This window comes from Streptomyces sp. TP-A0874, assembly GCF_001748085.1.
GTDB lineage: Bacteria > Actinomycetota > Actinomycetes > Streptomycetales > Streptomycetaceae > Streptomyces.
This window is the reverse complement of the sequence record NZ_BBZK01000013.1, coordinates 85814-98688: the sequence shown is the minus strand read 5'-3', so window position 1 is coordinate 98688 and position 12875 is coordinate 85814. Positions and strand designations below refer to the sequence as shown.

15 protein-coding genes are annotated in these 12875 nt (G+C 71.0%); 4 read left to right on the top strand and 11 right to left on the bottom strand.

Annotated features, from left to right (window positions below; all coding sequences use genetic code 11):
* Position 1: 1 nt before the first annotated feature.
* Both BGP73_RS20395 and BGP73_RS20390 read right to left on the bottom strand, forming a co-directional pair.
* Positions 2-535 carry a hypothetical protein gene (locus BGP73_RS20395; RefSeq protein ID WP_069817073.1) on the bottom strand — a complete coding sequence of 178 codons (534 nt, stop codon included), beginning with the start codon at positions 533-535 and terminating at the stop codon, positions 2-4.
* A gap of 323 nt (positions 536-858) precedes the next feature.
* Complete coding sequence (locus BGP73_RS20390) at positions 859-1239, bottom strand: RNA-binding S4 domain-containing protein (protein ID WP_069817071.1); 381 nt, start codon at positions 1237-1239, stop codon at positions 859-861.
* Positions 1240-1433: 194 nt separating this feature from the next.
* Here BGP73_RS20390 and BGP73_RS20385 point away from each other — a divergent pair, with 194 nt between their 5' ends.
* Positions 1434-2132, top strand: a complete 699-nt coding sequence (locus BGP73_RS20385; RefSeq protein WP_069817069.1) for a type 1 glutamine amidotransferase — start codon at positions 1434-1436, stop codon at positions 2130-2132.
* A gap of 22 nt (positions 2133-2154) precedes the next feature.
* Here the strand turns inward: BGP73_RS20385 and BGP73_RS20380 are convergent, their stop codons facing one another.
* The 5 genes from BGP73_RS20380 to fdxA all read right to left on the bottom strand — a co-directional run bounded on the left by BGP73_RS20380 (position 2155) and on the right by fdxA (position 5231).
* Positions 2155-3138, bottom strand: coding sequence for an aldo/keto reductase (locus BGP73_RS20380; protein WP_069817067.1), 984 nt, complete (start codon positions 3136-3138; stop codon positions 2155-2157).
* A 55-nt stretch (positions 3139-3193) separates the two neighbouring features.
* Positions 3194-3622, bottom strand: coding sequence for a hypothetical protein (locus BGP73_RS20375; protein ID WP_069817065.1), 429 nt, complete (start codon positions 3620-3622; stop codon positions 3194-3196).
* A gap of 76 nt (positions 3623-3698) precedes the next feature.
* Complete coding sequence (locus tag BGP73_RS20370; protein ID WP_069817063.1) at positions 3699-4067, bottom strand: cupin domain-containing protein; 369 nt, start codon at positions 4065-4067, stop codon at positions 3699-3701.
* 97 nt (positions 4068-4164) lie between these two features.
* Positions 4165-4902, bottom strand: coding sequence for a helix-turn-helix transcriptional regulator (locus tag BGP73_RS20365; RefSeq protein ID WP_069817061.1), 738 nt, complete (start codon positions 4900-4902; stop codon positions 4165-4167).
* A gap of 2 nt (positions 4903-4904) precedes the next feature.
* Positions 4905-5231: a ferredoxin gene (gene fdxA / locus BGP73_RS20360; protein WP_069817059.1), complete on the bottom strand. Its 327-nt coding sequence runs from the start codon at positions 5229-5231 to the stop codon at positions 4905-4907.
* A 103-nt stretch (positions 5232-5334) separates the two neighbouring features.
* Here fdxA and BGP73_RS20355 point away from each other — a divergent pair, with 103 nt between their 5' ends.
* The gene (locus BGP73_RS20355) at positions 5335-6030 is read left to right on the top strand and encodes a DUF2249 domain-containing protein (RefSeq protein ID WP_107474098.1); all 696 of its coding nucleotides are present in this window, start codon (positions 5335-5337) and stop codon (positions 6028-6030) included.
* Positions 6023-6451 carry a hypothetical protein gene (locus BGP73_RS20350; protein ID WP_069817055.1) on the top strand — a complete coding sequence of 143 codons (429 nt, stop codon included), beginning with the start codon at positions 6023-6025 and terminating at the stop codon, positions 6449-6451. Before BGP73_RS20355 ends, BGP73_RS20350 begins: the two co-directional genes overlap by 8 nt.
* 101 nt (positions 6452-6552) lie before the next feature.
* Here the strand turns inward: BGP73_RS20350 and BGP73_RS20345 are convergent, their stop codons facing one another.
* Complete coding sequence (locus tag BGP73_RS20345) at positions 6553-7497, bottom strand: D-2-hydroxyacid dehydrogenase family protein (protein WP_069817052.1); 945 nt, start codon at positions 7495-7497, stop codon at positions 6553-6555.
* Positions 7498-7606: 109 nt separating this feature from the next.
* Complete coding sequence (locus tag BGP73_RS20340) at positions 7607-8212, bottom strand: DNA polymerase ligase N-terminal domain-containing protein (RefSeq protein ID WP_069817050.1); 606 nt, start codon at positions 8210-8212, stop codon at positions 7607-7609.
* A gap of 242 nt (positions 8213-8454) precedes the next feature.
* Between BGP73_RS20340 and BGP73_RS20335 the strand changes: the two genes are divergently transcribed.
* Positions 8455-9921 (top strand): amino acid permease, encoded by a 1467-nt coding sequence (locus BGP73_RS20335; protein ID WP_079127714.1) that lies wholly within the window; start codon positions 8455-8457, stop codon positions 9919-9921.
* 75 nt (positions 9922-9996) lie between these two features.
* Here the strand turns inward: BGP73_RS20335 and BGP73_RS20330 are convergent, their stop codons facing one another.
* The gene (locus BGP73_RS20330) at positions 9997-11097 is read right to left on the bottom strand and encodes an LLM class flavin-dependent oxidoreductase (RefSeq protein ID WP_069817048.1); all 1101 of its coding nucleotides are present in this window, start codon (positions 11095-11097) and stop codon (positions 9997-9999) included.
* A 60-nt stretch (positions 11098-11157) separates the two neighbouring features.
* Entirely contained in the window at positions 11158-12813 is a 1656-nt protein-coding gene (locus tag BGP73_RS20325; RefSeq protein ID WP_069817046.1) for an FAD-binding dehydrogenase, read from the bottom strand.
* Between the last annotated feature and the right edge of the window lie 62 nt (positions 12814-12875).

Here is a 12875-nt window from a genome sequence, read left to right as displayed (position 1 = left end):
GTCAGCAACCACCGCAGTTGTAGAACGTCACGTCCCAGTGGTTCACCTCGTTGTAATAAATGTTCCCGGCGGCCGACTGCCACTTGCTGCCGCCGATGGAGGTGAACGCGCTGGTGATGTAGTTGGTCAGGCAGCTCGTCATGGAGAGGTCGAGCTTGTAGCCGTTCCAGTGGCTGTAGGTGCCGTCGGCGTGCCCGGTCTCCGTGCCGCCGGTGATGGTGATGGCACAACCACTGGCGCTCTTCAGCGTGATCACGCCGGCGATGGTCTCCGAGTTCACCTGGTCGAGAGAGGTGCAGTTGGGCTTGTTGCGGTCAGTGCAGCCACCACTGGAGGTGACCCCGATGCCCGCCGCGTTGAGCTGGCTCATGGCCTGGGAGTGGCTCAGTTTCGCGGCCGCGCCGCGCGTATCGTGCGTCACCGTGGTGACGTTCTCCGCGGCACCCGCGAGGTCCTGAGCGGTGGCCGGCGACGCGAGGAGCGACAGGGCGAGCGCCAGTACGGCGACCGCGGCTCTCATCACGATCTTCTTCATGTGGGGGGTTCCTTCTCTCGAGGGATGTCGGGCGGTTCCGCCCGACCCTGCGGCTCGCAGCCGCTGAAGGCCGAGCCGATCAGCCGCACGGTCCGTGCCCAAGGGCACGGGGAGCGGGGGCGGCGGGGCACCGGCCAGGCGAGGAAAGCATGCCCATGACAATGGCCCCTCCTGCGGCTGCCTGCGTCCTGTCTTGACGGCTGTCGAGCACGCCGGAGAAACCGACCGGCCCGCGGTGGGAAGCCGTCTCTTCGGCAGGAACCTATATAACGCAACTCCGCGCTGGTCGGCCAGACCGTCGGCGCGGGTGCCGTCCGCAGCCGCTAACCCGACCGGCCTCGGAGTTGGTCCAGTTCCCGCCGGTCCCGCTTGGTCGGTCGGCCCGCACCACGCTCTCGCTGCCCGACCGCGACCAGCTGTTCCCTCGGCGGCGGGGGCGGACTGTTGTCGACGAAACACTCCGCGGCGACAGCGGCGCCGACCCTCTTGCGCACGACACGGGAGACCACGACGATCCGCTCACGCCCGGCGTGCCGCAGCCGCACCTCGTCTCCGACCCGCAGGACCTGCGCGGGTTTCGCCCGCTCCCCGTTGACCCGGACATGACCCGCCCGGCAGGCCGTGGCTGCCATCGCCCGCGTCTTGGTGAGCCGCACGGACCAGATCCAGGCGTCGGTCCGCACCGTCTCCTCCCCTGATGCCATACCGGAATCCTACCGACCGGCCAGCTCAGGCGGGAGGTCGAACCCTGAGCGGACCGCCGGACCACTCCGGCCCTCCTCGGTGCCGAGAGCGGGCAGGTGCGGCTGTCGGCTGGAGCTCCGCGGGAGTGAGGTTTCGTCCGCGGCCCCGGAGGAAGACAGGCTTCGGTGGTGCGTTACGGAGAGGGAGCGTGTCGATGGGGCGGGTCGTGGTCGTGCAGAACGATGCCACCGGGGGACCCGGCCGGTTCGGCACCTGGTTGACCGAGGCCGGACTGAATCTGGAGGTGGTGCACGCCTACGACGGCGCACCGGTTCCGGAGCAGCTCGACGGCCGGGCCCTGGTCGTCCTGGGCGGCGGCTACATGCCGGACGAGGACGGACGGGCACCCTGGCTCGCCGCGACCCGGCGGCTGGCCGCCCAGGCCCTGGAACAGGGTGCTCCGTTCTTCGGTATCTGCCTGGGAGGACAACTACTGGCCCATGTCGCGGGCGGCACCGTCAAGGCGCGGCACGGGGCGCCCGAGGCGGGCAGCACCCCGTTGCGGCTGCGGGCCGACGCCTCGGGCGACGCTCTTTTCCACAACCTCCCGGGCCGGGTCACAGCAATCGAGCGCCATGTCGACTCGATCACCGCCCTCCCGCCGGGGGCCGTGTGGCTGATGGAGAGCGAGCGGTGCCCGTACCAGGCGTTCCGGGTGGGTGAGCGGGCATGGGGGGTCCAGTTCCACCCCGAGGCGGCAGCGGAACGTATCCGCGGCTGGAACCCGGAGCGGCTGCGGCAGCAGGGCTTCGACCCCGAGGAGTTGCAGCGCACCGCGGAAGGGGATGAGCCGGCGGCGGAGGCGGTCTGGCGGCGTGTGGCACTCCGGTTCTCCGCGGTGGCCGCGGGCTGAGAGCTCTCGACGCCACCCTCGCCTACCAGTTGTCGTGTACCTGGGGGCGGATGCGCCGGTCGTACAGGCTCTGCACCGCGTCGAGCTTCCCCTGCGGCAGTGGCGGCAGCGCCGCGGCCGCCGCGTTGGCGCGCGCCTGTTCCGGTGAACGGGCACCGGGGATGACCGAGGTCACCCCCGGCTGCTGGATGATCCAGCGCAGCGCGGTCTGGGCGGGGGAGGCCCCGGCGGGGGCGAGTTCGCCGAACTCGGCCGCCGCGCTCACACCGGTGGCGAAGTCCACGCCGGAGAAGGTCTCCCCGCGGTCGAAGGCCTCGCCGTGCCGGTTGAACGTCCGGTGGTCGTCCGCCGCGAACACCGTCTCGGTGGTGTACCTGCCGGAGAGCAGCCCGGATGCCAGCGGCACCCGGGCGATGATGGCGACGCCCGCCGCCTCGGCTGCGGGCAGCACCTCCTCCAGCGGCTTGAGCCGGAACGGGTTGACGATGATCTGCACACTCGCGGTGCCGGGCCGGGAGATCGCCGTCAGCGCCTCTGCACAGGTCTCGACGCTCACGCCGTAGGCGGCCGTCCGTTCTTCGGCGACCAGGGTGTCCAGTGCGTCGAAGACGGCGTCCGAGGAGTACACGGACGTCGGCGGGCAGTGGAGCTGCACCAGGTCCAGCGTGTCCACCCCGAGGTTGCTGCGCGAGCGGTCGGTCCACGCCCGGAAGTTGTCCAGGACGTAGTTCTCGGGCACCTGCTCCTGCCGGCGGCCCATCTTGGTCGCGACCAGCACGTCGGCGTCCGGGCGCTCACGCAGGTGGCGGCCGATCAGTTGCTCGCTGCGACCGTCTCCGTAGACGTCGGCCGTGTCGAGGAAGGTGACTCCCGCTTCGAGGGCCGCGTCCAGCACCGCGATGGCCTCGTGCTCGCCGACCTCTCCCCAGTCCGCGCCCAGCTGCCAGGTGCCCAGCCCGACGACGGACACCGCACGGCCGGTCCTGCCCAGTATTCGCTGCTCCATGCGGTGATCCTACCCATCGGCCACCCGCCGCCGGCCTGCTCGGACGGGCGCCAGGTCACCCGGAGACCACGGCGACGCCCAGGCCGAGCAGCGCCGGTACCTTCAGGCCCTCCAGCACGACGTAGTACAGGTGCCCGCGGGAGCGGGGCAGCTCCTCCCCCGCCAGCACCCGGTCGGACCGGCGGTTCAGGCGGGGTCGCACCACGAGGAGTTGCAGCGCCAGGAGGACGACCACGAGCCCCGTGAGCACGTTGACCGGGACGGGTGCCGCCGCCGTCGCGACGGCCACGACGACCACCGCGGCGAGTACGGCCTCGACCAGGTTGAGCGCACGGAAGACCAGACGTCCGATGCCGAGGCCGATGGGGACGGTCACCCCCGGGGCGCGGAACTTCAGCGGCGCCTCGAGGAAGGAAATCGCCAGCACCATGCCCAGCCAGGTGAAGGTGGTGGCGCCCGCTATGGCCGCCGGTACCGCGTTCATGGTTGTTCCCTCCTCCATTTCCCGTTCTGCCCTCGACCCGATCGTCGAGGGGCTTCCCCTCTTCTTCAGGGAGCCCCTACTCCACAGGCCAGGCATCCAGTCCGCGGACGAACTCCGGCGGCGCGGCCACGACCATCAGAGTCGCCGCTTCCGTACCGGGGTTGGCGAGGCTCACCCGCTCGCCCTTTCCGATGTGCGCCGTCGAGCCGGGCGAGAGCGGGTGCTCCTCTCCCTCGTGGCGTAGTTCGATGGCTCCGGAGAGCGGGACCAGCACGATCTCGGAGGCTCCGTGGTCGTGTTCCGGCAGCCGGGCGCCGCCCGGGAGCTCCATGCGCATGACGGCGACCTGGTCGGAGGCCTCGTCGGGCGTCAGGACGCTTACGGCGGGGCCGTTGGCGATCGGTGCGCGGCGGCGGGGTACTTCGTGGGCGTGGGTGACGTGCACGGTGCTCCTTCGAGTGTTGGTGAGTCGTGGTGCGGGTGCCTTGCGGTTCGGGGGAACAGGTGGCTTGAGGCTCGCGGTCCGGTGATCGCGGGGGTGGTCAGGCCGCCTCGACCGGAGAGAGATGGGCGAGGCAGGCGGCCGGCTCGGCGAAGGGCTCCAGCACGGTGGCCGCCACCGGAGCCCGGAGTCGCTCGAGCGCCCCCTGCATCAGCCCCAGGTGCATGGGGCAGACGACCGATCCGTACTCCTCGGCGAGCTCCAGGAAAGGGCAGTGGCGCAGTCGGACCGGCTCGAAGCCGCTGGGCCCGTCCTCCTTCTCGAGACCGTCCTGCTCGGCTCGGCCCTCCCCGTCTCTCCGCCCGGGGGCCTGGTGCGGGTCGAATCCGAGGTCGGCGAGGAGGGCGTTGAGCCGGGCGACGGCCTCGTCCGCGGTGGGCCGCTGGTATGGCGGTGGTTCCTCGACCAGGTGTCGGCCCCAGGTCCGGCCGGCCTCGGTGGCCGCCGCTCCGGGCTCTTCCTGACCGGACAGGAACTGTCCGAGCAGCATCCGGGCGAGAAGCAGGTAGCTCCTGGTCCCGCCCCGGTCCATGCCCTGTCGGGGTGCGTAGACCGTCCGTGGGCGTCCCGGCCCGGTCCGTTCCTCGGCAGCCGTTTCGACCAGGCCGTCCCGGATCAGCGCGTCGAGGTGGAACCGGACGGTGTTGGGGTGGACACCGACTCGTGCGGCGGTCTCGGTGACGCCCAACGGGGCGTCAGCCTCGCGGAGTGTGTTCAGCACTTCGAGGCGACGGGAGCGCTGCCGCGGCCCTCGTGCCCCTTCCGACCGGCGTGCCACGGTCAGCCCTCCCGGTTCTGCGGCGGCAGCGCTGCGACCAGCGGGTGGTCATGCTCGATAACGCCCAACTTCGAAGCTCCGCCGGGGGAGCCGAGTTCGTCGAAGAACTCGACGTTGGCCTGGTAGAAGCCCTGCCACTCAGCCGGCGTGTCGTCCTCGTAGAAGATCGCCTCGACCGGGCACACCGGCTCGCATGCCCCGCAGTCGACGCACTCGTCGGGGTGAATGTAGAGAGAGCGGCGCCCTTCGTAGATGCAGTCGACCGGGCACTCCTCGACACAGGCCCGGTCCTTGAGATCCACACATGGCTGGGCGATCACGTAGGTCATGGCTGACTGCCCCCTCACGGTATCCGCCGGGCGCCTCCCGGGGTTTTTACGAATCCTACATGTAATAATGAGCAAACTGTGCAGGCGAGGAGAGAGGACTGCCGTGACATCGGCGTCAGAGATCTACATCCAGGCCACGGAGACCGACCCCGCGGTCCGGGCCACATCGACACTCCGCGAGGTGCACCAGGCTCTCCGCACGGACTTCACCGGGAAGGACCGGGGCGGAGCGGCGGAGGACCGCGTCGCCACCCTCCGCCGTTACCTGGCGGGGGCCGCGGACGCGCTCTACGCACCCGCATCCGGCGCGGCCGGCACCCGCCTGCTGGTACGAGCCCTCCGCAGCGGGGCGGCCGCGCTGGAAGCGCGTCTCGACGCCCTCTCGAACGCCGCCGACCCGGCCTCCGCGACAGCCGCTTCCCAGGCGGTCGCGGCGCTGCTGGACCATCAGTTGACGGTCGAGGAGACGGTGCTGGTCCCTGCGCTGGCCGAACTTCCCGGGGTGGATCTGGCCCGTTGCGTCGCCGATCTGGAGACGGTCCTCGGAGGAGGCCGGCTGGAGCAGCCCGACACCATCGACGTGCGCGAGATCCCGCACGGTCAGCGGCACCCCACCATCTTCGCCCGCTTCGCGCGACTCGCTCCCGGTGAGGGTTTCGTCCTGGTCAACAACCACGACCCGAAACCGCTGCGCCGCGAGTTCGAGGCGACCCACCCCGCGGGCTTCACCTGGGACTACCTCGAGTCGGGCCCGGAGCGGTGGCAGGTGCGCATCGGGCGGGCGGCGGAGGATGCCTGACGTCGGCCGCGCCGGGCGCCCGGAGGCGGAAGCTCCGGTGCCGCAGGTGCTGTGCGACACGGCGGCGCTGACCGCCGACCTGTCCGCTCCCTCGGGGGCGCTGTGGCGACTGGCGGAATCCGGACGCCAGTTGGACTCCAACCTCGTCCACCTGCCGGCTCACGGGCTCGTGGGCAGCCATGCCGAGCCGGATCTCGACGTGTTGCTGCTGGTGGTCGCGGGAGACGGGACGCTCGGCACCGAGACCTCACCCGTCGAGTTGCGCCCGGGTCTGCTGGTCTGGCTGCCGCACGGCTCCACCCGCGACCTCCGCGCGGGCCAGGCGGGGCTCTCGTATCTGACGGTCCATGTCCGGCGCCCCGGCATGCGCATCCGCTCGGGTCCGCCGCCGGGAGCCACCCCGCCGCCGCCCCGCGGATAGCCTCGGAGACTGGAGCCGGCTGCGCCGGGCCCGTGCCGGCGACCCGGATGCCCGAAACGTGCGAGGCCGGCCCGCGGGCCGGCCTCGCATGTTTCGGTGGCTCAGGCCGTCAGTACGCGGATCGGGGCCCCGGCCCGGTATGCGGCGATATTTTCCACCACCTGACGGTAGAAGACCTCGTAGGTCTCCTCCGTCACATATCCGAGGTGGGGGGTGAGGACGGCGTTCGGCAGCATGCGCAGCGGGTGGTCGGCGGGCAGCGGCTCGGTGTCGTAGACGTCGAGTCCGGCGCCGGCGATCCGGCCCTGGCCCAGGGCGGCGATCAGTTCCGGGGTGTCGACCAGAGGACCGCGGGAGGTGTTCACCAGGTAGGCGGTCGGCTTCATCCAAGCGAGCTCCCGGCGGCTGACGATGCCGCGGCTGCGCTCGCTGAGCTTGTAGTGGAGCGTGACGATGTCCGAGTCGGAGAACAACTGCTGCTTGCTGACGGGTTCCGCGCCACAGCCCCGGGCGTGGTCGGGGTCGAGGTTGGTACTCCAGGCCAGCACCCGCATGCCGAACGCCCCGGCGATCGCGCTGACCCGTGCGCCGAGTCGGCCCATCCCGACGATGCCCAGGGTGCGGCCGTGCAGATCGCCTCCGACCGTGTGCTGCCAGCCCCCTTGCCGCATGCCCGCCGCTTCCTGGGGGATGCGGCGGACCAGGGCGAGGATCAGGCCCCAGGTGAGTTCGGGTGTGGCGTGGGGAACGCTGTCCGTACCGCAGACGGTGATCCCGTGACGGCTCGCCGCCTCCAGGTCGATGGCGGCGTTGGCCCGCCCGGTGGTGACCAGCAGCCGCAGGTCGCTGAGGCCTGCCAGCCGCTCTGCCGTGAAGGCTGTCCGCTCCCGCATGGCCACCAGCGTGTCGAAGCCGCGCAGCCGTTCGAGCAGGGTATTGGTGCTGGACACGTGTTCGTTGAAGAAGACGACCTCGGCGTCGAGCGTGTTCCAGTCCGCGAAGCGGTGGGCCGCGTTCTGGTAATCGTCCAGGACCGCGATACGCAAGAGTCGGCTCCTCGCCCGGTAGACGGTTGGGACGAGACGACACTACCCCTCGGCCGGCAGGCTCTTCCCGGAGGCCGCCGGCGCTCTTCGGCGGTACGGCCGGTGGTGGTCAGCCCTCGTCGGCGAGTTGCTCGACCGTGCGGCCGGTCCGCACCGAGGCCGGTTCGGTGGCCACCGGATCACGTCGGGGGTCGGCCCGGTCGTCTCGCATCTTGACCAGGATCCAGCGCTCCTTCTCACCCGAGCGTCCCGTGCGGGTCAGGGCGTAGCCGCCGGTGAGCTTCTCACCCTCCAGCCAGACGGTGAGGTGCCCTTGGCTGAGGCCGGCCGACATCGGGATCTCCTCGTCCGCGCGGTGGGTCAGGTTGCGGTAGCCGCCGGTGTCCCAGACGATCACCTGTCCGGCACCGTACTCGCCGCTCGGTATGACGCCCTCGAAGTCGAGGTACTCGACCGGGTGGTCCTCGGTACGCATGGCCAGCCGCTTCTCCCCGGGGTCGGTGGACGGGCCCTTGGGCACCGCCCAGGAGACGAGCACCTCGTCCGTCTCCAGGCGGAAGTCGTAGTGGAGGGAGCTGGCGGCGTGCTTCTGGATCACGAAGCGGCTGCGGCCACCGCCCGGCCGGGGCGGCGCCCCCATGGGTTCGGGGGTGCGGGCCGGCCGCCTCCTGGAGTGGTACCGGCGGAGTGCCTCGTTCTCGCCTTGAGCGGACATACCGCCCGCGTGCCCGTGGACCGCCCTGGCAAACGAGGGCCGGCCGCGGCGCGAGGCGTCTCGGTGCGGTCCGGGCTCCCCCGGCTGCGCCGCCAAGCCCGTGGCGGCGTGTTCGAAGGCCTCGCCGGTCGCGCTCCGGGCCGGTCCGCCGAGGTTCCGGATCCCTCCCGCCCGCGGGGTTCCGACGGCCGTCGAGATCGGCGATCATAAGCCGCCGACCTCCGACGGAGAGAGGAACTCCCATGGGCCGACTCCAGATGGGAAAGGGCGTATTACGCCGCAAGCCGATCGAACAGATCCAGGAGGCCGCTCCGAGCGAGCAGCTGACCCGGACGCTGGGTGTCTGGCAGCTCACCGCCATCGGAGTGGGCGGGATCATCGGCGCCGGGATCTTCACCCTGGCCGGCACGGTCGCCAACGGCACCGCGGGGCCGGCGGTACTGCTGTCGTTCCTGATCGCCGGTGTCGCCAGCGCCGCCGCGGCCTTCTCCTACGCGGAGTTCGCCGGGCTCATCCCCAGGGCCGGTTCGGCCTACACCTACGGCTACGCGGTGCTGGGCGAGCTGGCGGGCTGGCTCATCGGCTGGGACCTGCTCCTCGAGTACACCGCGATCGTCGCCGTCGTCGCCATCGGGATATCCGGCTACTTCTCGTTCCTCGTCGGCGAGTTGGGCATGGACATCCCCGCCTGGATGCTCGGTGCGCCGGGGACCGGGGAGGGGCACCGGGTCGACCTGTTCGCCGCTCTGCTGTGCCTGTTGATCGCCTATCTGCTGACCCTGGGCATCAAGAACGCCGCCCGGTTCGAGATGGTCGTGGTGGGCCTGAAGGTCCTGGTGGTGCTGCTGGTGATCGTGGTGGGCTTCTTCCACGTCAAGACCGGCAACTACCGGCCGTTCTTCCCGTTCGGCGTCGGTGGGGCGCTCACCGGCGCCGCCACGGTCTTCTTCGCCGTCTTCGGTTACGACGCGATGAGTACCGCGGCGGAGGAGTCCAAGGACTCACAGCGCCACATGCCGCGGGCGATCCTGTACTCCCTGGCGATCGCCATGGTGCTGTACGTGCTGGCCTGTCTCGCACTGACCGGGATGCAGAACTACCGGGAAATCGACCCGGAGAGCGGTTTCTCCTCCGCGTTCAAGTCGGTCGGTCTCAGCGGACTGGCCGATGTGATCGCCGTCGGTGCGATCATCGGCATCCTTTCGGTGATGTTCACCTTCCTGCTGGGGGTGACCCGGGTCTGGTTCTCGATGAGCCGGGACGGCCTGCTGCCCAGGTGGTTCGCCAAGACGCACCCGACCCGCCACGTGCCGACCCGGGTCACCTGGATCGCCGGGGGTGTCTCCGCGGTCATCGCGGGCTTCCTGCCGATCGCGGAGGCGGCGGAGCTGACGAACATCGGCATCCTGCTCGCCTTCGTCGTGGTGTGCAGCGCCGTCATCGTGCTGCGCTACCGGCAGCCCGAGCTGCCGCGCACCTACCGCTGCCCGGGGATGCCGGTGGTCCCGGTCATCGGCATCGTCTTCTCGCTCTGGTTGGTGACGTTCCTGAACTGGGAGACATGGGTCCGGTTCGCCGTGTGGTTCGTCATCGGGATCACCGTCTACTTCTGCTACTCCTACCGCCACTCGCTGCTCAACGGGGATCGGGTGCCCGAGCGGAACGACGGTTCCCGGACCGAGCGGAGCTCTGAGGAGCCGCAGCCGTAGCGGGAGGCGGGAGGCCCTGCCGGGGAGAGAGCAGGGCCTCCCGGCCCGACGGGCCGTGGCGGTGGCCACGGGCGCTCAGCCAGCGGTGGACGGGGCGCCGCCGGCGTCCCGGAGTGCGCGGCGCGCCTCGTGCGTGGGGCCGTCCGGCACCGATGCGGGGCGGTCGGAGGCGAACTCCCGGCGGAGGACCGGCACGACCTCCTCCCCCAGGATGTCCAGTTGCTCGAGCACGGTTTTCAGCGGCAGTCCGGCGTGGTCCATGAGGAACAGCTGCCGCTGGTAGTCGCCGAAGGTGTCACGGAAGGTCAGGGTCTTGTCGATGACCTGCTGGGGGCTGCCCACGGTGAGCGGTGTCTGCTCGGTGAACTCCTCCAGCGTCGGGCCGTGGCCGTAGACCGGCGCGTTGTCGAAGTAGGGCCGGAACTCCCGCACCGCGTCCTGGGAGTTCCGCCGCATGAAGACCTGCCCGCCGAGCCCGACCACGGCCTGCTCGGGGGTGCCGTGGCCGTGGTGGGCGAAGCGCTCCCGGTAGAGCCCGATCAGCCGGGCGAAGTGCTCCTTGGGCCAGAAGATGTTGTTCGCGAAGAACCCGTCGCCGTAGTAGGCGGCCTGTTCGGCGATCTCGGGGCTGCGGATCGAGCCGTGCCAGACGAACGGGGGGACGCCGTCCAGGGGCCGCGGTGTGGAGGTGAACCCCTCCAACGGGGTGCGGAAGCGTCCCCGCCAGTCCACCGCCTCCTCCCGCCAGAGCCGGTGCAGCAGGGCGTAGTTCTCGATGGCCAGCGGGATGCCCTGCCGGATGTCCTGGCCGAACCACGGGTAGACCGGTGCGGTGTTGCCGCGGCCCATCATCAGGTCGACGCGGCCGCCCGCCAGGTGCTGGAGCATGGCGAAGTCCTCGGCGATCTTCACCGGGTCGTTGGTCGTGATCAGCGTGGTGGAGGTGGAGAGCAGGAGCCGCTCGGTCCGGGCCGCGATGTAGCCGAGCATGGTGGTCGGCGAGGACGGCACGAAGGGCGGGTTGTGGTGCTCTCCGGTCGCGAAGACGTCCAGCCCCACCTCTTCGGCTTTGAGCGCGATGGCGACCATCGCGTTGATCCGCTCGTGCTCGGTCGGCGTCCGGCCGGTCGTGGGGTCAGGGGTGACGTCACCCACGGTGAAGATCCCGAACTGCATCACTGGGCCCACTCCCTAGGTAGTTTACGCTTCAATCACCTTACCTCCTCTCGCCGCCGCTCATGAGGTCGCCCGGGCGGCCGCTCGCCCGGCGACCCTGCCGGAGAAGAGGCAGCCGCCGAGGAAAGTGCCCTCCAGTGAGCGGTAGCCGTGCATTCCGCCGCCGCCGAAGCCGGCCGCCTCCCCGGCCCCGTACAGGCCGGGCACGGGCTCGCCCTCAGCGTCCAGGACGCGACCGGACAGGTCGGTGTGCAATCCGCCGAGGGTCTTGCGGGTGAGGACGTGCAGCCGGACGGCGACGAGCGGGCCGGCCCGCTCGTCGAGAACGCGGTGCACGGCGGCGGTGCGGACCAGCCGGTCGCCGAGATACCTGCGACTGCCCCGCACGGCGGTCAGCTGGAGGTCCTTGGTGTACGGGTTGGCTACCTCCCGGTCCCGCTCGGTGATCTCCCGGCGCAGCTCCGCCTCGTCGATCAGCGGTTCCCCGGTGAGTCCGTTCATGCCCCGGACCAGCGCGGCCAGGTCCCGGGCCACGACGAAGTCGGCTCCGTGGTCCATGAACGCCCTGACCGGCCCCGGCACCTCGGCGCGCGCCCGGCCGATGACTCCGCGGACGCTCCGGCCGGTGAGGTCCGGGTTCTGCTCCGACCCCGAGAGGGTGAACTCCTTGCCGATGATCCGCTGGTTCAACACGAACCAGGTGTGCTCGTAACCGGTCCGCAGGATGTGCTCCAGGGTGCCGAGCGTGTCGAAACCGGGAAAGAGCGGCACCGGCAGCCGCTTCCCGCCGGCGTCGAGCCAGAGTGAGGACGGCCCGGGCAGGATCCGGATCCCGTGCCCCTCCCAGACCGGGTTCCAGTTCTGGACACCCTCGGTGTAGTGCCACATGCGGTCCCGGTTGACGATGGCGCCGCCGGCCCGCTCGGTGATCTCCAGCATCCGCCCGTCGACGTGGGCGGGAACCCCCGACAGCATGCGCCTGGGCGCCGGGCCGAGCCGCTCGGGCCAGTTGCGCCGCACCAGCTCGTGGTTGCCGCCGATACCGCCGGAGGCGACGATGACCACCCCCGCCGTCAGCTCGAACTCACCGACCACCGTGCGCGAACTCGCCTCGCCGCGCCGGACGCCGCTGGGCTCCAGGACGGCGCCCCGCACCCCCTGGACCCGGCCGTCGGTGACGACGACTTCGTCGACCCGGTGCCGGAAGCGCAGCTCGACCCGGCCGCGGTCGACGCCCTCACGCACCCTGCGCTCGAACGGTTCGACCAGCCCCGGGCCGGTGCCCCAGGTGATGTGGAAACGGGGCACCGAGTTGCCGTGTCCGCGTGCGTCGTAACCTCCGCGCTCGGCCCAGCCCACGACAGGGAAGAGCCGGACGCCCAGCGAGCGGAGCCAGGACCGCTTCTCCCCCGCCGCGAAGTCGACGTAGGCCTCGGCCCAGCGGCGGGGCCAGTGGTCCTCCGGCCGGTCGAAGCCGGCCGTGCCCTGCCAGTCCTGCCAGGCCAGCGCGTGGCTGTCGCGGATGCGCAGCCGACGCTGCTCGGGTGAGTCCACCAGGAACAGTCCGCCGAACGACCAGTGGGCCTGTCCGCCGAGTGAGCCTTCCGGCTCCTGGTCCAGGACGATCACCCGGCGGCCGGCTTCGGCCAGCTCCGCGGCGGCCACCAGTCCGGCCAGTCCGGCACCGACCACGATCGCATCGGCCGTGTGGGCCATCGGGCCACCTCTTCCACCGTCGAGTCCGTTTCGGCTCCACGCTCTCCGAGCCGGTCCGGTGC